This window comes from Streptomyces sp. NPDC015171 (assembly GCF_043079545.1).
GTDB lineage: Bacteria > Actinomycetota > Actinomycetes > Streptomycetales > Streptomycetaceae > Streptomyces.
The window spans coordinates 703,328-727,707 of sequence record NZ_JBIBUO010000002.1 but is presented as its reverse complement, the minus strand read 5'-3'; the positions used below and the strand labels follow the sequence as shown (position 1 = coordinate 727,707).

Sequence of the window (24,380 nt, the reverse complement as noted above, 5' to 3'; positions counted from 1 at the left end):
CCCGCCCCCCCCCGCGAGCAGCCTGGGCGGGGCCCTGACGCCGAGTCCGGGCGCTCGGCAGTCCTGTGCCCTCGGATGGACGTTCCCGGAGCGTACGTAAAGGGTTTGGCGGCCCTGAACGGCCGTCCTATTCTCGGCCCATGGACAAGCCGCTGGTGGCCGTGCTCAGTGGCGCGGGTATCTCGACCGATTCCGGAATCCCTGATTACCGCGGGCCGAACGGGCTGTGGCGGCGGGACCCCGAGGCCGAGAAGCTCGTGACGTACGAGTACTACATGCGCGATCCGGAGATCCGGCTGCGGTCCTGGCGGATGCGGTGCGAGAACCACGCGCTGCGGGCCGAGCCGAACCCGGCGCACCGGGCCGTCGCCGAGCTGGAGAAGTCCGGTGTCCCGGTGCGGGTCCTCACGCAGAACGTGGACGGGCTGCACCAGCTGGCCGGGCTCCCCGGTCGCAAGGTGCTCGAACTGCACGGCAGCGCGCGCGGCGTGGTGTGCACCGGGTGCGGGGCGCGCGGGCCGATGGAGGACGCGCTGGCCCGGGTCGAGGCCGGCGAGGGGGACCCGCCGTGTCTGGTGTGCGGGGGCATCCTGAAGCCGGCGACCGTGATGTTCGGCCAGCCGCTGGATCCGGAGGTCCTCGGCCAGGCACTGGCGATCAGCAAGGCGTGCACGGTGTTCCTCGCCGTGGGCAGCAGCCTTCAGGTGCAGCCGGCCGCCGGTCTTGTGGGGGTCGCCGCCGAGAACGGCGCCCGGCTGACCATCGTCAACGCCGAGCCGACGCCTTACGACGACGTCGCCCACGAGGTCGTACGGGAGCCCATCGGCACCGCGCTGCCCGCGCTGCTGGGCCGGCTGGCCGCGCAGTACGGGGCGTAGCGGCCGGGCGGTCAGAACAGGGCCGTGCCGCGTTCGAAGTCCAGCAGGCGGCGCTTGCGGGGCAGGCCGCCGCCGTAGCCGGTGAGGGCGCCGCCCGCGCCGATCACCCGGTGGCAGGGCACGATGATGCCGATCGGGTTCTTGCCGTTGGCGAGGCCGACCGCGCGGGACGCCTTGGGGTTGCCCAACGCGTCGGCGAGCTGGCCGTAGGAGCGGGTCTCGCCGTACGGGATCCGGGTCAGCTGGTCCCAGACCTCGCGCTGGAACGGTGTGCCGTTCAGCCGGAGTTCGAGGGTGAACTCCTGCAACTCGCCGGTGAAGTAGGCCGACAGCTGCTCCCGGGCCGCCGCGAAGGGCGTGTCGTCGGGTGCGCCGAACGTCTCCTCCGGCGGGCGGTGGCGCTGGTCGGTCATGTACAGGCCGCACAGTACGCCGTCCTCGGCGACGAGCGTGAGCGGGCCGTAGGGGCTCTCGATGACGGTGTGCTGCTTCATGTCGTACGTCCTCAGACGGGCAGGAAGTTGATCGGGTGGCTGTCGGTCGCCCACAGGTACTGCACGGCGTACGCCCGCCAGGGGCGCCAGGCCGCCGCGCGGGCGGTGAGCGCGGCCGGGGTGGACGGCAGGCCGAGGTCCTCGGCCGCTCGCCGGATGCCCAGGTCGGTGGGGAGGAAGGCGTCCGGGTCGCCCAGGGCGCGCATGGCGATGACGTCCACCGTCCAGGGCCCGAAGCCGGGCAGCGCGAGCAGCCGGGCGCGGGCCTCCGCCCAGTCGGCGTCCACCCCCAGGTGCAGGCTGCCCTCGGCGAGGTGGCGGACGAGGGTGGTGAAGGTGGTGCGCCGGGTGCGGGGCATGGCCAGCGTCTCGGGGTCGACGTCGGCCAGCGCCTCGGGGGACGGGAAGAGGTGGGTGAGGCCGCCCTCGGCGTCGTCAAGGGGCTTGCCGTGCGCGGTGACCAGGCGGGCCGCGTGGGTGCGGGCGGCGGCCGTGGACACCTGCTGGCCGAGTACGGCCCGGACGGCGAACTCGGCCTCGTCGACCGTGCGCGGCACCCGGCGTCCCGGCGCCTTGTCGACCAGGGGCGCGAGGAGCAGGTCCGTGCGCAGGTGGTCGTCGACGGCGACCGGGTCGGCGTCGAGGTCGAGCAGCCGGCGGCAGCGGCTGATCGCCACGGTCAGATCGCGCAGATCGCTCAGGGTGAGCCGGCAGGCGATGTGGTCGGGGCGGGGCGCGAGGGCGACGATGCCGTGCCCGTACGGCAGCCGCAGGGTGCGGCGGTAGGCGCCGTCGCTCCATTCCTCCACGCCGGGCACGGCGGTGGCGGCGAGGTGGCCGAAGAGGTTGGACGGGTTGAGCGGGGCCCGGAACGGCAGCCGCAGACTCAGCACGCCGGGGGTGCCCGCGCCGCTCCTCGGCGCCCGGGAGCGCAGCTCGCTCGGGGACAGGGCGAAGACCTCGCGGACGGTGTCGTTGAAGGCGCGGATGGAGGAGAAGCCGGCCGCGAAGGCGATCTCCGCCATGGGCAGCGCGGTGGTCTCGACGAGCATCCGCGCGGTCTGGGCGCGCTGGGCGCGGGCGAGCGCGAGGGGTCCGGCGCCCAGTTCGGCGAGCAGTTGCCGCTCGACCTGCCGGGTGCTGTAGCCGAGGCGGGCGGCGAGTCCGGGTACGCCCTCGCGGTCCACGACTCCGTCGGCGATCAGCCGCATCGCGCGGGCCACCAGGTCGGCGCGCTGGTTCCACTCCGGGGAGCCGGGGCTGGTGTCCGGGCGGCAGCGCTTGCACGCCCGGAACCCGGCCTGCTGGCAGGCGGCGGCGCTCGGGTAGAACGTCATGTTCTCCGGCTTGGGCGGCACCACGGGGCAGCTCGGCCGGCAGTAGATCCGGGTGGTCAGGACGGCGGTGAAGAACCAGCCGTCGAACCGCGCGTCCTTCGACCGCACGGCCCGCATACAGTGCTCACGGTCGAACTGCATCGCTGTCTGCATGTGTCCAGCATCGACCGGCGCCCACCCCGGACGCTGGCGGAAATCCGACACGTACGTGGGTCTGGCCTGGGACGTGACCGAACCCGATGGGAAGCGATCGGACCTGATCGGCTCAGACCGGGTGCGGTGCGGGGGCGCTCTGCTGCCGGAACCGGCTGATCCACTCGGCGGTGGTCCGCAGCCCGCCGAAGGTGTAGAAGTGCACCTTCACCGTTCCGTGCCGGGCGGGGTCGTACCGGTCGGCCAGCGCGTGCAGGAAGCGGTCAGGACCCGTCGTGCCCATCAGGTTGGTCAGCGAGAACCCGTACTTGCGGGCGACGGAGGCACTGGTGCCGACGCCGAACCGGGTGGCGTAGCCCAGCAGCCGGCGCACACCGGCCGGTCCGGGCACGCCGATGCGGACGGGCAGGTGCACGCCGTGGGCGCGGACCGCCTCCAGCCAGGTGAGGACCGGGTCGACGTCGAAGCCGAACTGGGTGATGACGTCCCCGCCGAACCGGTCGGCCCCGATGGCCGCCGCCTTGTCCGTGAGCGACGACCACAGGGTCCCGTCGGCTATGCCGGGATGGCCGTCGGGGTAGCCGGTGATACCGACGTGCCGGACGCCGTGGTGGCGCAGCAGCCCGGTGCGCAGGACGGCGAGGGCGTCCTCGTAGGGCCCCTCGGGCCGGGCCGGGTCGCCGCCGACGACGAACACGTTCTCGGCGGTGCCGTCGGCCGCGAGACCGGCGAGGAACTCCTCCAGGGCGGGCCGGGAGGGCAGGCGGCGCGCGGAGATGTGCGGTACGGGGACGAAGCCGAGCCGTTTCACCGCGCGGGCGGCCGTCAGCCGCGTCCCGGTGTCCTCGCCGGCCAGGAAGGTGATGTTGATCCGGGTGCCGGGCGGGATGCTGTCGTGCGCCTCCTCCAGCCTGGACACGTCCTTGCCGGTCATCTCCAGGGAGAAGTCGTCCAGCAGGGCGGGGTTCATCGCGCTCCTCGTACGCTCGTGCCGCACGTACGGCTCGTACCTCTTGTACAGGCCGTACGGCTGGGGTCCTGACCCCGGCCGATGATGTCACGCGGGCCGCGGGGGCCGGCCGCCAGGGCGCCGTCGCCCGTTTATGGACCTGCCGACTGCACCTTGTTTGGCCCTGTTCACCGGACCAAGGGCGGGACAGGGTGGGGGTGTTCCCGATCACCCAGGAGGTCCTGTTGAGCACTTCGTCGAACCCCGGCGCACGGGCGGGGGTGGCGTGACCGTGCTGTTCCGGCACGCGGACCCGGTCCGGGCCGCGTATCCCGAACTGTCGGCGGGCGTGCTGTACGCCGCCGGCGTCGGCGCCCCCGCCGACACCCGGCAGCGCGCCGCCGTGTACACCGCCCGCGCCCTGGCCCGGCTGGTGCGGACGACCGAGGGCGAGTTCCCCGAGGTGCTGGCCTGGCGGCGGGCCTTCAGCCGGATGGGGCTGAGGCCGACGCAGTACCGGTCCGCATCGGAGTCGCTGCTGCGGCGGCTGCGCAAGGAGGGCGAGCTGCCGCGCATCCATCCGCTGGTGGACCTGTGCAACGCGATCTCGGTGGCGTACGCGGTTCCGGTGGCCGCCCTCGACGTCGACCGGATCAGCGGGCCGCTGCTGGAGGTCCGCCCGGCCCGCGGGGACGAGACGTACACGGCGTTCGGCGGAGCCGTCGAGCATCCCGCGCCCGGCGAGATGACCTTCGTCGACTCCGCCGGCCGGGCGCACGCCCGCCGCTGGACCCACCGGCAGAGCGGGCACTCGGCGGTCGGCACGCACACCGGCCGGGTGCTGGTGGTGGCCGAGGCGATGCACGACGGCGGCGCGGACGTGGTGGCCGAGGTGCTGAAGACGATCGCGGAGGAGGTGACGGCGCACTGGGACGCCACCACGGCGACGGCCTCGCTCACCCCGGAAGCACCGGAATTCCCCTTCGCCTACTGACCGACTGACCGGTCGTGCGGGCGTGCGGGCGAACGCACCGGACGACAGGACGGGCCGGGGCAGGATGGGCGGAGGACGCGTACGGCGGGGTGGGCGGGGGTGCGTGACAGCATCTGCCGGGTGGACGAGGTGCGGGGCACGGCGGATACGGCGGCAGCGGGGGCGGGGACGGGGACGGTGGGGGGCGCGGCGGTTGCTGGTTCCGATTTCCTCCAGCTGGCGGTGGGTGACGTGCCCGCCGCCGGGAAGGCGGAGTGGCTGACCGCGCGGCTGCGGCAGGCGATGGCCGACGGCCGGCTCGCGGTGGGCAGCAGGCTGCCGCCGACCCGGGTGCTCGCGGCGGAGCTGTGCGTCTCCCGGGGCGTGGTGACCGAGGCGTACCGGCGGCTCGCCGAGGACGGCCAGGTGGCGGGCCGCCGGCGCGGCGGCACGGTGGTGGTCGCGACCCCGTTCGCCGACGGCACGGCACCTGCGGTGCCGGTTCCGGGGGACGGACTGCCGGAGGCGTGTCTGGAGCGGGGTCCGGAGGCGGCTCCGGAGCCTGGCGGGGGCGGCTCGGGCTACGCGCGGGGCGCCGGGGGGTCCGGCGGCGGTGGGCGAAGGGGCGGGGGCCCTTGGCAGATGAGCGGCACGGGGCGTCCGGGTGACACGGGGCAGTCGGGCGGTGGCGGGGGCGCTGGGGGCACGGGCGGTGGTGGAGACGCGGGCGTCGCTGGTGGCACGGGCAACGGCGGGCGATGCAGCGGCCGGTCGTGGCAGGTGAGCGGCCCGGAGCGCCCGGGTGGCACAGGGCACTCGGGTGGTCCCGGGGGTGCGGGGGGCGCCAGGGACGCGGGAGGCGCTGGGAGCACGGGCAGTACCCGACACCCCAGGAGCACGGAGTGCGAGGGCCCCGCTGGGCCCGGATGCTGCGCAGGGCACTCGGGCGGTTCCGATGGCACGAACGGCACCGGGGACGCGGGCGGCGCCGGGGAAGCGGGGGGCGCTGGGAGCACGGGGCGTACCCGGCACCCGAGGAGCACGGAGTGCGCGAACCCCGTAGGACACCGGTCAGGCATCGGATGCCCGGGGGGCACGCAGTGCGAGGGCCCCGCTGGGCCCGGATGCGGCACGGCGTGCGGGGGTGGCGCGGGGCGTCCGAGCGGCACCGGGGACAGGTCCGGTCCGGAGCGCGCCGGCGGGGGCGGGCGTGCGGGCCGGAGGCGGTCGGTGCGGGAAGGGGGCGGGGGTGAGGCCGGGGGCGGGGCGCTCGTGGGCGAGCAGCGTGCCGGGGGCACCGGGGCGGCGCTCTTCGTCGCGGACCCCGGTGCGGAGGTCTTCGACGCCCTGCGGGCCGCGCCGGCCGCCGTCGACTTCACCCCCGGCCGTCCCGACCTCAGCACCTTTCCGCGGGCGGCCTGGCTGCGGGCCGAGCGGGCCGTGCTCGCCGAGCTGTCCGCCGACCACCTCGGCTACGGCGACCCGCGCGGTGCGCCCCGGCTGCGGCGGGCCGTCGCCGACTGGCTCGCGCGGATGCGCGGCGTACGGGTGGCACCGGACGCGGTGCTGATCGTCGCGGGCACCGCCCAGGCGCTCACGCTGCTGCACCCGGTCCTGCGGGCGGACGGTGTCGACGCGGTCGCGGTGGAGGATCCCGGCTCGCTCGGGGCCCGCCGGCACCTGGCGAACGGAGGGCTCGCGACCCCGCCGGTGCCGGTGGACGAGCAGGGCGTACGGGTCGACGCGCTGCGGGCGACCGGTGCCGGGGCCGTCCTGCTCACACCCGCCCATCAGTTCCCCACCGGCGTGGTGACCAGCGGTGAGCGCCGGCGGGAGCTGCTGGCGTGGGCGCGGGACGGCGGTCTGATCCTGGAGGACGACTATGACGCCGAGCACCGCTACGACCGGCCGCCGGTCCCCGCGCTGCGCGGCCTGCTGGCCGACCGGGTCTGCTATCTCGGCAGCGTCTCGAAGCTGCTCGCGCCGGCGCTGCGCATCGGCTGGCTGGTGGCGCCCGCCCGGCAGCACGCCGCGCTGGTCGACGCGAAGCGCTTCAACGACCTGGGGAACGCGGTGCTGCCGCAGCTGGTGCTGGCCCGGCTGATGGAGTCCGGAGAGCTGGAGCGGCATCTGCGGCTGACGCGCGGGCGCCACCGCAGGCGCCGGGACGCGATGATCGCCGCGCTGGCCGAGCACCTGCCGGGTGCGCGGGTGCACGGCGCCGCCGCCGGCCTGCACCTGACCGTCACCTACACCTCGGACGTGCCCGACACCGAGTTCGCCGCGGCGGCGCTCGCCCACGGCGTGAAGTGCCAGCCGCTCTCCTGGCACCGGCAGTCACCCGGCGTGCCCGGCCTGGTCCTCGGCTATGCGGCCACCCCTCCGGGGGTCGTCGCCGAAGGGGTGGCGGTGCTCGGCAGGGCCTTGCGCGCCCTGGGCTGACCGGCCTGCCGGGGCCTCAGCTCGCCGCTTCCTGACGGGACGCCAGGGCCCAGATCACGAAGACGTCGATCGCCATCACGACCAGCGACCAGATCGGCTGGTACGGCAGGAACAGGAACTGCGCGATGAGGCTGAGCGCGGCGAGGAACAGACCGGCGATCCGGGCCCAGGCCATGTCCATGAGCAGACCGATGCCGGTCATCAGGACCAGGGCGCCGAGGATGATGTGGATCACGCCCCAGCCGGTGAGGTCCAGCCGGTAGACGTAGGTGTCGACGCGGGCGTAGACGATGTCGTCGGCGACGGCGGCGATGCCCTGGAAGATGGCGAGGACGCCACCGCACAGCATCAGCACGCCGGCGAAGGCGACGCCTCCGGTCACCCAGCCGCCGCCGTGGGCCGCGGCCCGGCGCGGCGGCCACGAGTCGCCGGAGGCGTTCGGTCCGGTGGGTTGCGCTGCCTGGCTCATGAGCGTTCCTTTCTGCCTCCCCGAGTCCGCGGTGCGCGCCGCTCTCGCGGGCGCACCGGCCCTCCGAGCGTCGGCCGGGCCGCTCACCGGCGCACGGTGGATGACGCCGTTCGGGTGACGTTCGGGCCGCCGGCCGGCGGGCGGGCTCAGTCGGCCTGCCGGGCGAACGCCTCGTAGGCCCGCTCGTCGAAGAGCACGAAGCGCACCTCTTCGACGGCCGTCGGCGTGGCGCGCACCGCCTCCACCGCGATCCGGGCCGCATCGTCCATCGGCCAGCGGTAGACACCGGTGGAGACGGCGGGGAACGCGACGGTACGGGCGCCCAGCTCGTCGGCGACGCGCAGCGACTCGCGGTAGCAGGAGGCGAGCAGGTCCGAACGGTCCTCGGTGGCGGACCAGACCGGGCCCACGGTGTGGATCACCCATCGGGCGTCCAGTTCGCCGGCCGTGGTGGCGACCGCCTGGCCGGTGGGCAGGCCCTTGCCGTACCGGGAGGCGCGCAGGGCGCGGCAGTCGGCCAGGACGGCGGGGCCGCCCCGGCGGTGGATCGCGCCGTCCACGCCTCCGCCGCCGAGCAGGGAGGAGTTGGCGGCGTTGACGATCGCGTCGGCGTGCTGCCGGGTGATGTCGCCCTGGACGAACGTGATGCCGGTCATCGCTGCCTCAGTCTCCGCCAGACGGCCTTGGCCGCGTTGTGTCCCGACATGCCGTGGACACCGGGCCCCGGCGGGGTGGCCGAGGAGCAGATGAAGACGGCCGGGTGGGGCGTGTGGTACGGGAACAGGGACAGTCTGGGGCGCAGCAGCAGCTGGAGTCCGGAGGCCGCGCCGCAGGCGATGTCACCGCCGATGTAGTTGGCGTTGCGGGCGGCCAGCTCGGCGGGTCCCGCGGTGGCACGGGCCAGCACCCGGTCGCGAAAGCCGGGGGCGAAGCGCTCCAGCTGGCGTTCTATGGCCTCGGTGAGGTCTCCGGACCAGCCGTTGGGCACATGGCCGTAGGCCCAGAAGACGTGCTTGCCCGCGGGGGCGCGGGTGGGGTCGGCCACGCTGGGCTGCACGGTGATGAGGAACGGCTTGTCGGGGGCGCGGCCCTCGCGGGAGGCGGCGCGCAGGGCGGTGCCGATCTCGGCACGGCTCGCGCCGATCTGGACGGTGCCGGCGACGCGGGCCTGGGGCGCGGTCCAGGGCACCGGGCCGTCCAGCGCGTAGTCGATCTTGAAGACGCCGGGGCCGTAGCGGTAGTTCGCGTAGTGGTCGCCGAAGCCGGCGATCCGGGCGAGCGCGGTGGGCGAGGTGTCGAAGACGTACGCGCGCGCGGGCGGCAGGTCGTCGAGGCGCTTGACCTCGTAGTCGGTGTGCACCGCGCCGCCGAGGTCGGTCAGGTAGGCCGCCAGGGCGTCGGAGACGGCCTGGGAGCCGCCGCGGGGCACCGGCCAGCCGCGGGCGTGGGCGGAGAGGGCGAAGACCAGTCCCACGGCACTGGTGGCCAGGCCGCCCAGCGGCGCGATCACATGGGCGACCATTCCGGCGAAGAGGGCCTTGGCCCGCTCGTCCCGGAACCGGCGCATCAGCCAGGTGGACGGCGGGAGTCCGGCGAGGCCGAAGCGGGCCAGGGTGACCGGGTCGCGCGGTAGGGCGGTCAGCGGCAGGGACATGAAGTCCCGTACCAGGGTGTCCCAGTGGGCGAGGAGCGGCTCGACCAGTCTGCGGTACGAGCCCGCGTCGCGCGGTCCGAAGGAGGCGGCGGTCTCGGCCACCGAGCGGGCCAGCACGGCCGCGGTGCCGTCCGGGAACGGGTGGGCCATGGGCAGCGGGGCGTGCAGCCATTCGAGGCCGTACCGGTCGAGCGGCATGGCGCGGAACGCCGGGGAGTTGACGCCGAGGGGGTGGGCGGCCGAGCACGGATCGTGCCGGAAGCCGGGGAGGGTCAGTTCCTCGGTGCGGGCGCCGCCGCCCACCGTGGACTTCGCCTCGAACAGGGCCACGGAGAAGCCGCGGCGGGCCAGCTCCACGGCAGCGGTCAGTCCGTTCGGTCCCGCACCCACCACAACCGCATCGAGCATCGACGGCACCTTCGGACCCCATTCGTCAGCCGATGGCCATTCGGGGTCAGGATATGCCGGGGCACCGACACTCCCCGGGCCCGGGGGCCGCGGGATTCAGGAGGCGGTGCGCAGCAGGCCGACCACCCGGCGGGCGGTGGCGGCGTCCCGGGCGGCGGTGAACGGCAGGGCGTTGCCGCCGGTGACGCGGAACGGCTCGCCGGCCGAGGTGAGGTGGGTGCCGCCCGCCTCCTCGACCAGGAGCAGGCCGGCCGCGTGGTCCCAGGCGGCCTCCCAGGAGAAGGCGACGGCGTCCAACTCGCCGCGGGCGACGGCGAGATACTCCAGGCCGGCGGAGCCGCACGGGCGCGGGGCGAGCCCGTCGGTCCACAGGGCGCGCAGCGCGCGCTTCTGCCCGTCGGTGGTGTAGTCCGGGTGGGAGGTGGCGACGACGAGGTCCCGGCCGGGCGCGGGCGGACCCGCGAACAGCCGCTCCCCGTCGAGGAAGGCGCCCTGGCCGCGGACGGCGGTGGCGAACTGGTCGCGCGCCGCGGCATAGGTCCAGGAGGCGATCACGACCCCGCGGTGGGCGAGCGCCACCAGGGTGCAGAAGCCGTCGTCGCCGTTGACGAACTGGCGGGTGCCGTCGACCGGGTCGATGATCCAGACCGGTGCGTCGCCCTGGAGCGCCTCGTACACCGCCGGATCGGCGTGCACCGCTTCCTCGCCGACCACCAGCGACCCGGGCAGCAGGGCGGCGAGGGCCTCGGTGAGCCGCAGCTCCGCGAGGCGGTCGGCGTCCGTCACCAGGTCGTGCGGGCCGCTCTTCTGGTCCACCTCGTGTGCGGCGAGGCGGCGGAAGCGGGGCAGGATCTCGGCCGCCGCGGCCTCGCGGACCGCTTCTTCGACGTCGGCCGAGCGGCGGGCGAGAAACTCTTCGATGGTTTCCGTCTGTTCGATCATGTGTCCTATAAGAGCATGTTCCACTGACATTCCTCGCACCGCGGGTGTACGCGAGGTGGAATCGGGTCGAAGAGCGGGGGTGCCGGGGCGGGCGGTCAGCGGCCTACGGCGTAGCCCTGCATCCCGCGCGGGTTCGCCGCCGCCGACAGGATGCCGGATTCCGGGTCCCGGGCCACCGCGCACAGCCGCCCCTCGGACCAGGCGGGGCCGACGGTCACGTCATGGCCGCGCCGGCGCAGTTCCCCGATCACCCCGGGGTCCGTGCGGGATTCCACGGTCACGCTGCCGGGGCGCCGGCCGCGCGGGTGGAACGAGCTGGGGAAGCTGTCGTTGTGCCAGTTGGGGGCGTCGATGGCGCCCTGGAGGTCGAGGCCGCCGCGGACGGGGGCGCGCAGGGCGGCGGCGAGGAAGAAGTGCAGCTGCCACTGGTCCTGCTGGTCGCCGCCGGGCGTGCCGAAGGCCATGACCGGCACCCCGTCGCGCAGCGCGAGGGACGGGGTGAGGGTGGTGCGGGGGCGGCGGCCCGGGGTGAGGGAGCCCGGCAGTCCCTCCTCCAGCCAGGTCATCTGCAGGCGGGTACCGAGCGGGAAGCCGAGTTCGGGGACGACGGGGTTGGACTGGAGCCAGCCGCCGCTCGGCGTGGCCGCGATCATGTTGCCCCAGCGGTCGACGACGTCCAGGTGGCAGGTGTCGCCGCGGGTCGCCCCGTCGGCGGCCACCTCGGGCTCGCCGGGCAGCCGGGCGACGGTCGGCTCGCCGGCGCCCATGGGGTCGAAGCCGGGCTGCGGGCCGGCCGGCACGCGCGCGTGCGCCTGCGCGGGCAGCCGCGGGGTGCGTCCGCCCGGGCTGCCGGGGCGCAGCTCGTGCACGGCCCGGTCGCCGACGAGGGCCCGCCGCGCGGTGTTGTAGTCGTCCGACAGCAGGTCCGCGAGGGGCACATCGGCGGCGTCCCCGTACCAGGCCTCGCGGTCGGCCATGGCGAGCTTGCAGCCCTCGATCAGCAGGTGGACGTAGTCGGCGGAGCCGTACGCGGGCAGTTCGGGCGGGAGCAGGGCGAGCTGCTGGAGCAGGACGGGGCCCTGGCTCCAGGGGCCGGCCTTGCACACCGTCCAGCCGTTCCAGTCGTACGTCACCGGGGTCTCGTAGGACGCCGACCAGCCGGCCAGGTCGGCCTCGGTGAGCGTGCCGGTGTGCCGCTCGCCGCTGGTGTCCATGGTGGGCCGCCGGGACTGCCGTACCAGGGCCTCGGCGATGAATCCGGAGCGCCACACCTCGCGCGCGGCGTCGATCCTGGACTCCCGGCCGCCCGCGTGGGCGGTCTCGGCCAGCAGCCGCCGCCAGGTGGCGGCGAGCGCGGGGTTGCGCAGCAGCGCGCCGGTCCGGGGCGCCCGGCCGCCGGGCAGGTACAGCTCGGCCGACGAGGTCCACTCCGTCTCGAACAGCCGCCGTACGCTCTCGACGGTCGCGCCGACGTTCTCCACGGGCGCGTGCCCGTGTCCGGCGTAGCCGATGGCGTACTTCAGCACGTCGTCCAGGGACTTGGTGCCGTGGTCGCGCAGGAGCAGCAGCCAGGCGTCGAAGGCGCCGGGCACGGCGGCGGCGAGCGGTCCGGTACCGGGCACCAGGTCGAGGCCGAGCGCCCGGTAGCGGGCCGGGGTGGCGCCCGCCGGGGCCACGCCCTGGCCGCACAGCACGCGCACGGCGCCGCCCGAAGGGGCGAGCAGGATCGGCACCTCGCCGGCCGGCCCGTTGAGGTGCGGCTCCACCACGTGCAGCACGAACGCGCCGGCCACGGCCGCGTCGAAGGCGTTGCCGCCGTCCTCGAGGACCGCCATCGCCGACTGCGAGGCCAGCCAGTGGGTGGAGGAGACCATGCCGAAGGTGCCCTGGAGGGTGGGCCGGGTGGTGAACAACAGGGCGCTCCTCGGCTCGGGTACGTCTCCCGGCCGATCGTACGGACGTGATCGCCGCCCGGGAACACCACGTCCGCCTGGTCGCGGAGCCCTCCGTGGAGAGCGCGGACCCGGCCCGGAACCAGCGAGTCCGGGCCGGGCCGCGTCTCGCCTGACGGCCAGTCGGACGTGCCGGCGAACACGCCGGGCTCGTACGAGCCCCCCGGGGTTGTGCACGATCACCTTCATCCGGGTCGCCGCGTTGAGCAGGGCGACCGCGCGGACCGGCGCACCGGCCTCGTCGTCGAAGTGCTCGCGCACCGCCCGTTCGCGACGGCCGCGGGGGCTCTGGGATCACGGTGAGCCGCTGACGCGCCGGCCGCGCGGCCGGCCGATCGCCTCGGCGGACGTACCGTCGAAGGACAGCTGACGGAACGGAGCCTGCCGGGTCGGATGCCCGAGGTGTCCCGTACGACAGGAACGGAGGCCATGGCAGTGCACGGTGAGTACAAGGTGCCCGGCGGCAAGCTCGTCGTCGTGGACGTGGACGTCGAGGACGGCGTGCTGCGGCACGTGCGCGTGGCGGGCGACTTCTTCCTGGAGCCGGACGAGGCGCTGGACGCGATGAACGGCGCGCTGGAGGGCGCCCCGGCGGACGCCGGCGCGGCGGCGCTGGCCGCGCGGATCGAGGGGGCGCTGCCGCCGGGGACGGTCCTGTACGGGCTGACGGCGGAGGGCGTCGGCGTCGCGGTGCGCCGCGCGCTCGCGCACGCCACGGACTGGACGGACTACGCCTGGCAGCTGATCCACGAGGCCCCGCAGCCGCCGGCCCTGCACATGGCGCTGGACGAGGTGCTGACCGCCGAGGTGGCGGCGGGCCGCAGGGCGCCGACGCTCAGAGTGTGGGAGTGGGGAGCCCCGGCGGTGATCATCGGCAGCTTCCAGTCGCTGCGCAACGAGGTGGACCCGGAGGGCGCCGCCCGGCACGGCATCGAGGTGGTGCGGCGGATCTCCGGCGGCGGCGCGATGTTCGTGGAGCCCGGCAACACCATCACCTACTCGCTGTCGGTGCCCGAGTCCCTCGTCCAGGGCCTGACCTTCCAGGACAGCTACGCCTATCTGGACGACTGGGTGCTGGCCGCCCTCGCCGACATGGGCATCCGGGCCTGGTACCAGCCGCTGAACGACATCGCCACGGACCAGGGCAAGATCGCGGGCGCCGCGCAGAAGCGCATCGTCGGACCGGACGGCGGCCCGGGTGCCGTACTCCACCACGTGACGATGGCGTACGACATCGACGCCGACAAGATGTCCGAGGTGCTGCGGATCGGCCGGGAGAAGCTGTCCGACAAGGGGACGGCGAGCGCGAAGAAGCGGGTCGATCCGCTGCGGCGGCAGACGGGGCTGGCGCGCGAGGCCGTCATCGACCGGATGGTCGCTTCCTTCCGCTCGCGCTACGGGCTGACGGCGGGCGAGGTCACCGACGAGGAGCTGGCCCGGGCCCGGGAGCTCGCGCGCACCAAGTTCTCGTCGTCGCGGTGGACGGCGCGGGTGCCGTGACCGCCGGCCGAGGGGGCGCGGCCGAAAGCGCATAACGGGCAGACCCGTACGTCGTGAACGCGCTTTCGTGACCGCCCGGGTACGCAGCGAGTTGACACTTCCGCCCCACAGGCAGTCGTGTGACACTGTCGTCCCCGTCCACCCTGCGGACCCCCTCCGCACCCCCTCCCCCACGAGAAGTGCGCTGTGCTTTCTCTTCCTCTGCCGCTCGCTCTCACCGCGCGTCTGTCGCCGGTCGCGGTGCTCGCCTGCGCCGGCTGGGCGCTGACCTCAGGACCGGCGGCACCCCCGGCCGCCGCCGGCCACGGAACGACCCAGAACACCCCCGCCGGCTCGTCCTCCGCCGCCCCGTCCGCCGGCACCGCCGCGAAGACCTACACCACCGCGCCCGCCCCCTGCTCCGGCGTGCCCTCGGCCACCGTCACCGCCCTGGTGCCGGGGGCGAAGAAGGCCGGCAAGGAGATCCCCTCGACGGACACCACCCTGCGCCGCACCTGTTCCTGGAACGCCCTCAAGGGATTCGACTACCGCTGGCTCGACGTGTCGTTCGAGATCAGGGAGTCCGACCAGGAGGCGGGGAAGGAGTACGAGGAGCGGGTCAAGGAGAGGAGCGGCGGCGGGCCCGTCCCCGGGCTCGGGGCGAGCGCCTACTCCGTCGTGAACCTCACCTCCGAGGACGGACAGCAGACCCGGGAGGGCGTGGTGATGGCCCGCGTCGCCAACGCCCTCGTCGTCGTCACGTACAGCGGCAGCGACTTCGAGACCAAGAAGGCCCCCGGCACGGACGAGATCAACAAGGGGGCCATCAAGGCGGCCAGGTCCGCGGTCGCGGCGCTGGGCGGCGGCCAGGGCTGAGCCCGTACGCCCGCGATGCGGCGGTGCGGCGGCCCGGGTGGGTCCGTACGCCGCGGCGCCTCGGTCAGCCGTTCGCCGGCGGCCGGTCCGGGGGCTCGGCGGGGTCCGCCACGATGCCGCGGACCACGAAGGCCGCCCGGGGGCCGAGTTCGACCCGGTCGCCGTCGCGCAGCCGGACGGCCCGGTCCGGCACCAGGACATGGCCGTTGACGCGCGTGCCGTTGGTGGCGCCCTGCGCGACCTCGGTCACCCAGGCCGCGCCGTCCGCGCCGTGCACGACGGTCGCGTGCCGGCCCGAGACCGACTCCTCGCCGGCCAGCACCCCCGACGACTCGGGCGCCCAGCTGCTGCTGCGCCCCAGCCGCAGTTCCGCGCCGCGCGGCACGTCGAGGTGCCGGCCGCCGGTGCGGAAGACCAGCCGCAGCACCGTCCCCGCCGGCGGCTCCGAGCGCCGGGACGCCCCGGCCGGGGCCAGGCAGGACGGGCACCCGGGCATACCGGCGGGAACGACGGCGGAGCACTCCGGGCACCGCTCGCCGACGAGCGGCGCGGCCGTGCCGGCCGCCGGGCCGACGGGGTCCACGACGACGCCGACGGGCTCCCAGTCGTCGTCCGCCGACCCGCTGTCCGACCCGTCGCCGTCCGGCCCGTCGTCCGGGTCATGGCTGTCCCAGACCTCGGCGTGCCACTCCTCGGCGTCCGGCCCGCCGGACGACCCGTCGCCGTCCTCCCGCTCACCCCCGTCCCACTCCTCGTACGCGTCGTCCTCGTCATCCCAGTCGCGTACCTCCGGCAACCCCGTCTCCCTTCTTCAGGACGACCGTCGTGTCGACCCGGCCGTTGTCGGCCTCCCGTACGTCCGTCACCACGACCGTGGTGCCGGGACCGAGGTCGGACGCGGCGAACAGCTGCCGGGCCAGCGGGTTGATCAGATGCGTCTCCAGCACCATGCCGATGCCGCGACCGCCGTTCCACTTGTCCCGGGTGCAGTGCTCCAGCAGCGCGCTGCGGGCCGTGTCCTCGATGTGCAGGAGGAGTTGGTGGCCCTGGGCCAGCTGGCGCTGGATGTTGCGGACCTGCAGCTCGAAGATCTGCTGGGCGACCTCCTCGGAGATGAAGTCGAAGACGACGACGTTGCCGCCGATCCGGTTCATCAGCTCCGGCCGCCCGATGACCTGCTCGAAGTGCTTCTTGACGTTGTCCCGGACGGTGGCCTCCACCTTCTTGTACGGCGTGCCGGGCTTCACGATCCACTCGCGCTCCCCGGTCTCCGGGTCCGTGCGCTGCACGCCGAGGTTGGAGGTGAAGATGAGCACGCACTCGCTGAAGTAGGTGGTGACGCCCTGCCCGTCGGTGAGCCTGCCGTCCTCCAGCACCTGGAGGAACTTGTCGAGGATGCCCTTGTCCGCCTTCTCGATCTCGTCGAAGAGGATGACGCGGAAGGGGTTCTCCCGTACGGCGGAGGTCAGTTCGCCGCCCGCCTCGTAGCCGACATAGCCGGGCGGGGCGCCGACGAGCCGGTCGGCGGAGTGCGAGGCGGAGAACTCGCTCATGTCGAAGCGGAGGTAGGCCTGGTCGCTGTCGAAGAGCACCGAGGCCACGGCCTTCGCCAGCTCCGTCTTGCCGGTTCCGGTCGGCCCGGCGAAGAACAGCACACCGCGCGGCCGGTGTCCGGGGCTGGTGGCCTGTGCCCCGGACAGCCCCAGCGCGGCGCGCTTGAGGATGTCCAGGGTCATCGCCACGGCCGCCTCCTGCCCCCGCACCCGGTTGGGGATGGACCCTTCGCGCTCGGGGTCCTCGCCGTTGATGATGCGTCGGCGGATCTCGCCGCGGCTCCACGGGTTCTTCTCCACTCCGAGCCGGTAGATCCGTACGGCGTCCGGCATCGCGGCGAACGGCAGGCCCCGGGAGCGGGCCAGCTTCACGCTCTCCTCCATGGCCCGCAGGCTCAGGCCGGAGGCCGCCCGGGCGAAGGCGCCGACCGCCCGGGCCGTCTCCGCGGCGTCCGCGCCGGCGGGCGCGGCGGCGCCGTCCCGGCTGCCGTGGCCCGGGTACTTCTCGTAGTTCCGGTGGAGGAGGCCGGCCATCGTGCCGCGCTCGTCGGCGTCGGCCTCCGGGACCGCGACCGCGCGGATCCGCTCGCTGCCCGCGAGCAGCCATCCGGGCACGTCCCGGTCCCCGTCGGCGAGCCAGATGACGGGGTTGAACGCGCCCGGCTTCAGGGGGACGACGCCGGGACCGGTCCGGGGCGGCAACGGCTCCGCCTCGTCGGCGAGTTTGAGGCAGGCGAGGAAGAAGTCCCGTTCGTCGGGGGTCGGCCGGGACGGGTCGGTGAGCAGCCGGGAGGCGTGGTCGACCACCAGGGCGACCCGCAGCGGCCGGAGCCGGCGGCCGTCGCGCACCATCTCGTTCCGCTGCTCCGCCCACCCCTTGGTGATGTTCCGGATCCGGTCGAGCACCGCCTGGCGCTGCGCCGCCGTCTGGCCGGGGAACTCGCCGGGCCCCTGGAGCAGTTCCGCCACGACCGCCCGGGCCTCGCCCGCGCCGACCTCCGCCACCCGGAAGCCGCTCACCTGGTCGCAGAGCACCAGGGCGTCGTAGCCCTTCTTGCGCAGCGGGTTCCACAGCACGTCGAGCAGCGGGTGGAACTCGTCCCGGCCGCGCCTGCGCACCAGATGCAGATCACGGATGTTGCCGTGCAGGACGTACTGCGCGTGCACCCCCAGCGTTCCGGTCAGCTCCTCCACGAAGGGCGGGAGCCGGTCTTCCTTGGTCAGGTCCATCGTTCCTCCCCGGTGCGCGCTGTCGCGGGCCGCGCGCCGGCCATGGGTGGGGCGGTGTTCTCGGCGGATCTCAGCGGATCTCAGCAGGGTTCCCAGCGGGGATCACAGCGTCGTTCTCGGCGGCGGCCGGCCGCCGTGTTCAGCGGCGGCCGTCGCCGTCGGCGGTACGGTGCCGGGGCCCTTCCCGCGGGGGCGCGTCCTGGCGCCGGCCGGCCGTCCGGGCAGCCGCGTCCGCCAACTCGTCGATCACCAGGGCGTTGTCCCCCAGCACTCCCGGCACGGCCCCTTCGGTGCGTTCGAGCGTGAACTGGAGCCCCAGGCCCTGCGCGCCGGTGACCGCCTCGAACTCGGCGAGCAGTGCACGGGTCTCGGCGCAGCGCGTGTCGTCAAGGGCGCGCTGCTCGGGTGTCCGTTCCCCCGGGCCGCCCCGGTACAGGGTGGCCACCCGGAACCGGCCGTCGACCAGGGTTGCCCTGAGCCAGTGCCCGGGGTCCCAGCCCGTCGGCGTCCAGTCGAGGCGGATGTCCTGCCCGGCGGGCCGCCCCGCCCCGGCGCGGCCGCCGAACCTGCCGGCCAGGTCCGCGAAGGCGCGAACGCACTGCTGCTGCACGTAGACCGCCTCCAGGGCGTGCACCCGTTCCTCCACCCGGCCCTCCACCAGCTCCCGTTCGGCCGTGGTGAGCGCGGTGCCCTCGTCCAGGGTCCGCCGCAGCAGGGCCACGGCGTCGGGTGCCGCGGGAAGGTCCTCGGCGCCCTCCGGGGTCTCGTACACGAGGAAGTCGAGGTGCTGTGCCGCGCGCTCCTGGGCCTCCCGGTCCCGCTGCGCCCGCTGGTTGGCGTCCCGGACGAACTTGCGCGCCTCGGTGAGGTGGATGCGGGTCCGGCGGGGGTCGCCGGCGGCGCGGCGTACGGCGTGCCGGACGGCCTGCGCGGCGAGTTCGGCGGTCTCGGCGGCGGCGTAGGGGTCGAGGGAGCCGAGGATCTCGGCACCGATGCGGCGGATCTCGTCCGGGTCGAGCGCGACGGGCGTGGCGGGGCCGGACGGCTGCCGGGGCACCTGCCGTGCCTCGGCGTCGGCGGTGCGCCCGGCGGCGAACCGGAGCAGCGCCCTGTCCCGGCTCTCGCGCAGGGCGCGCTGCCAGTCGTCGTCCTGGTCCTCGTCCAGCCGCAGCAGGGCGGCGGTCCGCCGCTGTTCCCAGGCGGCGTGGCGTTCCTCCGCGCGGCGCAGGGCTTCGTCGGCGCGGACCGTCTCCTGCCGCAGATCGCCCAGGCATTTTCCGGCCGGGGCCAGCGGCGGCGGCACGTCGGGGACCGGCGGGGGTCCGGGCGGCCCGCCGCGGGCCCCGGCCCGGGCCGCCCGTGCCAGCAGGGCGCTCCTGCGGGCGTTGACCCGGACGGCGGCGAAGGCGGCGGCCTCCCACTGTTCGGCGGCCGTGGCCGCCAGCCGCTGTCGCAGCTCCAGGCACCGCTGTTCGTCCGCTGCGCGCACCGCCGCGGCGGCGAGCAGCCGGGTGCCGAGCAGGGCCGCCCGCCCGGCGAGCAGGACGCCGCTGAGCGAGCCGAGCACCTGGAGCGCCGCGTCCGCCGCGTGGTGGACGGCCTGCCCGGCCGCGTCGGCGAGGTGGGCGGAGGCCTGCCCGGCCGCGTCATGCAGGTGCAGCATCCCGGTGTGCGGCAGCGCGCCGGCGTCGAGCGGCGGCGGGGGCGCGGTGAAGTACACGGCGGGGTCCACCGTCTGGATCATGGGGTAGGCGAGTCCGGAACTCATACTTGCTCTCCTGTCGTGTCGTCCTTCGTCCCGGACGCCCGGCGCACCGCACGCCGTGCCCGGTACTCGCGCCACAGCCGCCGCGGGCCCCGGCTCCGGTCCGCGCGCGGGGCGCCGTCCGCCCGCCGGCGCCACCACGCCCGGCCCCGCCGGCGCCACCAAGTCCGGCCCCGCCACCATGCCCGGCCCCGCCACCACGCCCGGCCCCGCCGCCACCACGTGCCGCTCCGGCGATGCCTTCCCGGCTCCGCCGCGCCGTCCGCCCCCTGCTCCGCCTCGCGCTCACGCCGCCGCTGACGCGCCCCGGCACCGGCCCCGGCACCGCGGCGCAGGCCCGCCCACCGCTCCCGCGCCGCCCGCCACACGCGGCGCACGTCCCGGGCGGGGCGGTCCGTACCGCTCCTCGGGCGCCGCCACTCCCGGCCGCGGTGCAGGGCCGTTCGCCGGGCCCGGAGGTCGCGCCGCAGGCGCCGCCAGGCCCAGCAGCGGACCACGCTCCACAGGGCGACGGCCGCGGCCGAGGCGAGCGGCCACAGCCAGGGCGCGACGGCGATCGCGTAGAAGCCGATCAGGCCGGCGAGCACGAGGAGCGCCGCTCCGATCAGCCGGCCGGCCCGGGTGCGGGCCAGCCGGCCAGGACGCTCCGCGCTGCGGATCAGGAGGCCGGCCAGCGATCTGGCGGGGTGGTAGAAGGGCGGCCCGATGTACACGGCGGTCCACATCTCCACCACGAAGACGAACGCGGCGGCGGGCAGCGCCTCCAGCCAGGCCGTGACGACCGCGTCCTGGGTGGCGCGGCCCAGCACGTCCGCGAGGCCGATGACGAAGGTCCAGGGGGCGGTGACGACGACGGCGCCGAACAGCGCCCAGCCCAGCGTGGGCAGCCGGTCCATCCGGCGCAGCAGGGCGATGAGTCCGTCCTGGTCGGCCGCGAGCAGCCGGTCGCGTTCCTCGGCGGCACGCTGTCTGGCGAACGCCTCGGCCTCCTCCCGCGCACGGCCGCTGAGCAGCACGGCCGCGACGAGGCGCACGTCGTCGTCCCGGGCGAAGAGCAGCGCGTCGAACCAGGGCACCGGTCCCGGCAGCTCCGCGCGGACCCGCAGCAGCGCCTGGGTGAGCCCGTTCCTGGTGCGTTCCGGCTCGCGCGCCAGCTGGAGCAGCCAGGCGTCCACCGCGACGGTGTGCCTGAGTTCCGCCCGGTCCCGGCGGTCGCGGCTCAGTTCCCGGACGGTGGGCCCCCACCGGGCGCTCAGCACGCGCCAGTCGCGGTCCGCCGTGTCCAGGCCGTGGCCGCCGGGGCGCTGCGCGAGTTCGGTGAGGACTTGGGGGTGGTCCGCCAGGTGCCGCAGCAGGGCGACGGCGTCGGCGTGCCCGTCCCTCGCCCCTTGGCACAGCCGCCGCATGCTCTGCGCGTCCAGGCCGGCGCCGTGCCAGGAGACGTCGAGACCCGGGCCGAGCCAGTTCAGCAGCCGTGCGACCGTCCCGGGGGCGGGGGGCCGCTCCAGATCGGTCCGCAGTTCCGCGAGCCGGGCCCGGTCCGCTCCGCTGCGGTTGCCGACGGTCTCGAACTGGCCGAGCCAGACGACGAGCCGGGCCCGGTCGTCGTCGTGGGCGAGCATCCGCGCCGCCGAGACGTGGTTCTGGTCCAGATGGACGGCGAGCCGCTCGGTGCCGGTGAACTCCTGGCCCAGGAACGGGAAGGGCTGGATCGCGGGGCGGGTGGGGTCGTCGGGGAAGATCCGCGCGTCGCTGCGCGGGGCGACGTCGGGGTCCTCGCCGTCCAGCCAGTCCCGCACCTGCGCCGCCTGCCAGCGGTGCTCCGGGGCCCGGGTGAGCAGGCCCTCGCAGAGCGCGCGGGTCCTGCGGTGCGTGATGCCCGTGACATCGGGGTCGTGCGTGGCGACCTCGGCGAGGACGTCCTCGTCGCGGCGGAACTCGATGGGGTGCCGCCCGAGGGCCAGCTGGGCGACGACCATGCCGAGCGACCACCAGTCGCCGGCCTCGGAGACGGTCTGCCGGAGCAACCCGGCCTCCGGGGGCAGGTAGAGGGGCTTGCCGCGCCAGTCGGTCCGGGGCTCCACCGCCTCGTCGGGCCGGTGGACGGCGGCGCCGAAGTCGACGAGGACCAGGTCGGCCGTGTCGCCCCGGCGGGACTGCACCATGATGTTGTCCGGGGTGATGTCCCGGTGCACGACGCCCCGTTCGTGCAGGGCGGCGACGGCGTCGCAGAGCTGGCTCACCACCGCTGCGACGGCGTCGGGGGGCAGGCCGTCGGGGTGCTCCTCGTGGTACTTCTCCAGGGTCTCCTCGCCGTGCGAGGCACACAGGTGCCAGGGGTGTCCGTGCGCCTCGCCGGTCTCCAGGAGCCGTTCCAGGTGGGGCGCGGGAAGCTCGCCGAGTGCGCGCAGTTCGCGCTCCACGTCCGGGGCCGGGGCGTGCAGCCGGTGGTACCACTTGAGGACCAGGGGTATTCCGGCCGGACCATGACGGCCGGTCAGGTCGCGGACGCGCAGGACGACGGCCTCGGCGGGCCGCCGCGCCGCGGAGAGCACGGTGATCAGGAGAAAGCGGTCGGCAAGGCCGGGGGGCACATCGGAGCGGACCGGACGTGTCTCGACGAGGCGGGCATTGGTGAATCCCCCGTCCTCGTGATCGACGAATCGGGTGGGCGGCGTGGTCGTCATCGTGCGGCCTTCCGGGAAACGCGCTGGGTGAACCGGGGGGCCTCCGGGCGGGGCGAAACGGTGCGGAACACGGGCCGCGGAAGAAAAAAGATATCCCGATTCCCCACGGGCGACGGGGAGTTTCCCGGATCTTCAGGGGAATCGCCGCCGGGGCTACGATGCGCATCATGCACCCCCTGCCCTCGCACGAAAGCCTCGTCGCCGAACTCAGGGATCTGCGGCCGCGCGGCCTGCCCGAGTTGCGCCACTGCACCAGGGAGGCGCTGCGCCAGGCCGCCGTCGCGGCCGGCCTGTGCGCCGGACCCGACGACGAACTGACCGGCATCGAGGAACTGCTCGACGCGGCGGTGCTGCGGCTGGCCGGCGGGCGCCCGGTGCGCGACGACGACTCCTGCGATCCGCTGGCCCGCGCCGCCGCCCACTCCTTCGGGCTCTTCCCCGGGCGCCGCGGGGTGCCGGGCACCGACCGGCGCAAGGCCGCCGCCGGTGTCTACGGCGTGACCACCGAGCGCTTCCGCAAGAGCCAGGAACGCGTCGTCATCGCCGAACTCGCCTCGGCGGTGCTGGCCGTGACCCGGGAGGCCGGCACCGGCGAGTCCGCCGACCAGCGTCCGGACGGAATACGGGAGTTGGCGGCGGCCTCGGCTCCGGCGGCACCCCCGGGGCACGCGGCGCCGGTCACCTCCGGAGCCCCGCCCCGGCCCCGGCCGCGGCCGGGGGCCCGGACGGCCGTCCCGGCGGGCCGGATCACCGTCCGGGTGTGCCCGATCGAGGAGGTCCGGGACGTCGACATCCTGGTCTCCTCGGAGAACACCTATCTGGAGATGTCCAAGACCTTCCGCCCCACGGTCTCCGGCGCCCTGCGCCGGGCCGCCGCCCTCCGGGACTCCGCGGGCGAGATCGTGGACGACGTCCTCTCCCGCGAACTGGGCGTGTGGCAGCGCACGCACGGCAGGACGGGGATGCCCGTACGCCCCGGCACGGTCGTCGCCACCTCCTCCGGCGCGCTGGCCGCGCAGGGGGTACGGCGCATCCACCACGCGGCGATCGCCACCCCGGTCGGGGACGGCGACCGCTATCACGTGTCCCTCGCCGTGCTGGGCGAGGCGGTGCGCATGTCCTTCGAACTGGGCCGCCACGAGAGCGAGTTCCTCTCCCTGCCGATGTCCTCGATCTGCTTTCCGCTGCTGGGCTCCGGGCGGGGCGGCCTGCCCGTCGAGACGGTGGCCCGGCGGCTGCTCGGCGCCCTGCGGGACGAGCTGCGCCGGGACCCGTCCTGGTCGGTGCTGCTGGTCACGCCTGAGGAGAGCCACGCCCGTCTGGTCATGGCCGCCAGCTCCGCTCCCTGAGGGCGACCCCGCGCTGCCTCAGCCGCCGTTCCAGCGCGAGGAGTTCACCGCGCAGCGGGACGCCGTAGAGCCGCAGGCGGCCGTCCGCGCCGGGGCCGATCTGCAGGCGCGGTTCCACCGACTCCCGGTCCAGGTAGGGGGTGTAGCGGGCGGTGCCGAGCGCTGTCAGCGGGACGATCCGCTGGTTGGCCGAGCCGCGCCAGACGAGCGGGGTGGGCTCCGCCACCCGGAAGCGGCCGGTGATCAGGGCGTCGGCGCCGCCGAGGGCGGTGCGCAGCCCGGGGGTCAGCTCCCCGGGCTCGTACCCCGTGTACACCAGCAGGTCGGCGGGGCGGGGCCCGGCGGTCCCCTCGTGCCGCCGGGCCCCGTCCCGCAGGCGTGCCGCACCGGCGAGGAGTTCCGCGAGCGCCGCCGCCTGCTGCAGGGGCTCGCCTCCGCTGACCGTGAGGCCGTCCGCGCCGTCGGCGAGTGCCCGCCGCCACAGCGCGAGCACCTCGGCCACCGTGGTGCGGCTGCCCGCCTCCGGGTCCCAGGTGTGCCGGGACATGCATCCCGCACAGGCCAGCGTGCAGCCCTGGAACCAGACGCCGAGCCGTTTTCCGGGGCCCAGCGATTCCAGTGGGTAGTGCGTCCCGTCGAGGCGTAATTCCACGACTCCCCCTCCTCGTGCCGGCTTGGAGTATCCAGTGCCCGGACGAAGGTCCGCAATTGCCGGAAGACCTAATTCCGGCTCTCCGCCGGGCGCCATCCGGTTGTTTTCCGGAACCCCGCGAAGAATGATCGGTTCCCC

18 protein-coding genes and 2 pseudogenes are annotated in these 24,380 nt (G+C 75.1%); 7 read left to right on the top strand and 13 right to left on the bottom strand.

All coding sequences use genetic code 11. The annotated features are described in order from the left end of the window. Window positions 1-140: 140 nt before the first annotated feature. The gene (locus tag ACF073_RS07705; protein WP_392067523.1) at window positions 141-878 is read left to right on the top strand and encodes an NAD-dependent deacetylase; all 738 of its coding nucleotides are present in this window, start codon (window positions 141-143) and stop codon (window positions 876-878) included. Window positions 879-889: 11 nt separating this feature from the next. Here the strand turns inward: ACF073_RS07705 and ACF073_RS07700 are convergent, their stop codons facing one another. The 3 genes from ACF073_RS07700 to ACF073_RS07690 form a co-directional block, all read right to left on the bottom strand. Next, a complete protein-coding gene (locus tag ACF073_RS07700; protein ID WP_392067522.1) occupies window positions 890-1,372 on the bottom strand; it encodes a methylated-DNA--[protein]-cysteine S-methyltransferase in 483 nt (160 codons plus the stop codon). An 11-nt stretch (window positions 1,373-1,383) separates the two neighbouring features. Then, the gene (locus tag ACF073_RS07695) at window positions 1,384-2,850 is read right to left on the bottom strand and encodes an AlkA N-terminal domain-containing protein (RefSeq protein WP_392067717.1); all 1,467 of its coding nucleotides are present in this window, start codon (window positions 2,848-2,850) and stop codon (window positions 1,384-1,386) included. A gap of 124 nt (window positions 2,851-2,974) precedes the next feature. Further along, window positions 2,975-3,832, bottom strand: a complete 858-nt coding sequence (locus ACF073_RS07690; RefSeq protein ID WP_392067521.1) for a methylenetetrahydrofolate reductase — start codon at window positions 3,830-3,832, stop codon at window positions 2,975-2,977. A 265-nt stretch (window positions 3,833-4,097) separates the two neighbouring features. Here ACF073_RS07690 and ACF073_RS07685 point away from each other — a divergent pair, with 265 nt between their 5' ends. From ACF073_RS07685 to ACF073_RS07675, 3 genes and pseudogenes are all read left to right on the top strand, one after another. Then, window positions 4,098-4,805: a B3/4 domain-containing protein gene (locus ACF073_RS07685; protein ID WP_392067519.1), complete on the top strand. Its 708-nt coding sequence runs from the start codon at window positions 4,098-4,100 to the stop codon at window positions 4,803-4,805. Window positions 4,806-5,036: 231 nt separating this feature from the next. Further along, window positions 5,037-5,330: pseudogene (locus ACF073_RS07680) on the top strand (GntR family transcriptional regulator); the annotation flags it as partial. A 759-nt stretch (window positions 5,331-6,089) separates the two neighbouring features. After that, a pseudogene (locus tag ACF073_RS07675) lies at window positions 6,090-7,226 on the top strand (PLP-dependent aminotransferase family protein); the annotation flags it as partial. 16 nt (window positions 7,227-7,242) lie between these two features. Here ACF073_RS07675 and ACF073_RS07670 read toward each other — a convergent pair. The 5 genes from ACF073_RS07670 to ACF073_RS07650 form a co-directional block, all read right to left on the bottom strand. Beyond that, a complete protein-coding gene (locus ACF073_RS07670; RefSeq protein WP_392067518.1) occupies window positions 7,243-7,695 on the bottom strand; it encodes a hypothetical protein in 453 nt (150 codons plus the stop codon). A 146-nt stretch (window positions 7,696-7,841) separates the two neighbouring features. Next, window positions 7,842-8,351, bottom strand: coding sequence for an O-acetyl-ADP-ribose deacetylase (locus ACF073_RS07665; protein WP_392067516.1), 510 nt, complete (start codon window positions 8,349-8,351; stop codon window positions 7,842-7,844). After that, window positions 8,348-9,766, bottom strand: coding sequence for a phytoene desaturase family protein (locus ACF073_RS07660; protein ID WP_392067515.1), 1,419 nt, complete (start codon window positions 9,764-9,766; stop codon window positions 8,348-8,350). The genes ACF073_RS07665 and ACF073_RS07660 overlap by 4 nt, the downstream gene beginning before the upstream one ends. Window positions 9,767-9,853: 87 nt before the next feature. Then, window positions 9,854-10,699, bottom strand: coding sequence for an inositol monophosphatase family protein (locus tag ACF073_RS07655; protein WP_392067513.1), 846 nt, complete (start codon window positions 10,697-10,699; stop codon window positions 9,854-9,856). A gap of 95 nt (window positions 10,700-10,794) precedes the next feature. Next, window positions 10,795-12,612, bottom strand: coding sequence for a gamma-glutamyltransferase family protein (locus ACF073_RS07650; protein ID WP_392067512.1), 1,818 nt, complete (start codon window positions 12,610-12,612; stop codon window positions 10,795-10,797). A gap of 474 nt (window positions 12,613-13,086) precedes the next feature. Between ACF073_RS07650 and ACF073_RS07645 the strand changes: the two genes are divergently transcribed. Then, window positions 13,087-14,151, top strand: coding sequence for a biotin/lipoate A/B protein ligase family protein (locus ACF073_RS07645; protein WP_392067716.1), 1,065 nt, complete (start codon window positions 13,087-13,089; stop codon window positions 14,149-14,151). Window positions 14,152-14,337: 186 nt separating this feature from the next. Then, complete coding sequence (locus ACF073_RS07640; protein WP_392067511.1) at window positions 14,338-15,006, top strand: hypothetical protein; 669 nt, start codon at window positions 14,338-14,340, stop codon at window positions 15,004-15,006. 64 nt (window positions 15,007-15,070) lie between these two features. On the opposite strand, the gene ACF073_RS07635 is transcribed toward ACF073_RS07640, so the two are convergent. The 4 genes from ACF073_RS07635 to ACF073_RS07620 form a co-directional block, all read right to left on the bottom strand. After that, window positions 15,071-15,802: an FHA domain-containing protein gene (locus ACF073_RS07635; RefSeq protein ID WP_392067509.1), complete on the bottom strand. Its 732-nt coding sequence runs from the start codon at window positions 15,800-15,802 to the stop codon at window positions 15,071-15,073. Continuing rightward, the gene (locus ACF073_RS07630; protein WP_392067508.1) at window positions 15,777-17,789 is read right to left on the bottom strand and encodes an AAA family ATPase; all 2,013 of its coding nucleotides are present in this window, start codon (window positions 17,787-17,789) and stop codon (window positions 15,777-15,779) included. The genes ACF073_RS07635 and ACF073_RS07630 overlap by 26 nt, the downstream gene beginning before the upstream one ends. A 139-nt stretch (window positions 17,790-17,928) precedes the next feature. After that, the gene (locus tag ACF073_RS07625; protein WP_392067506.1) at window positions 17,929-19,557 is read right to left on the bottom strand and encodes a hypothetical protein; all 1,629 of its coding nucleotides are present in this window, start codon (window positions 19,555-19,557) and stop codon (window positions 17,929-17,931) included. Beyond that, window positions 19,554-22,241: a protein kinase gene (locus tag ACF073_RS07620; protein WP_392067505.1), complete on the bottom strand. Its 2,688-nt coding sequence runs from the start codon at window positions 22,239-22,241 to the stop codon at window positions 19,554-19,556. Before ACF073_RS07620 ends, ACF073_RS07625 begins: the two co-directional genes overlap by 4 nt. Window positions 22,242-22,408: 167 nt before the next feature. On the opposite strand from ACF073_RS07620, the gene ACF073_RS07615 reads away from it, so the two are divergent. Next, entirely contained in the window at window positions 22,409-23,590 is a 1,182-nt protein-coding gene (locus tag ACF073_RS07615; RefSeq protein ID WP_392067503.1) for a macro domain-containing protein, read from the top strand. Here the strand turns inward: ACF073_RS07615 and ACF073_RS07610 are convergent. After that, complete coding sequence (locus ACF073_RS07610; protein WP_392067502.1) at window positions 23,565-24,242, bottom strand: 4Fe-4S single cluster domain-containing protein; 678 nt, start codon at window positions 24,240-24,242, stop codon at window positions 23,565-23,567. The two genes, ACF073_RS07615 and ACF073_RS07610, sit on opposite strands and share 26 nt — an antisense overlap. Window positions 24,243-24,380 lie beyond the last annotated feature (138 nt).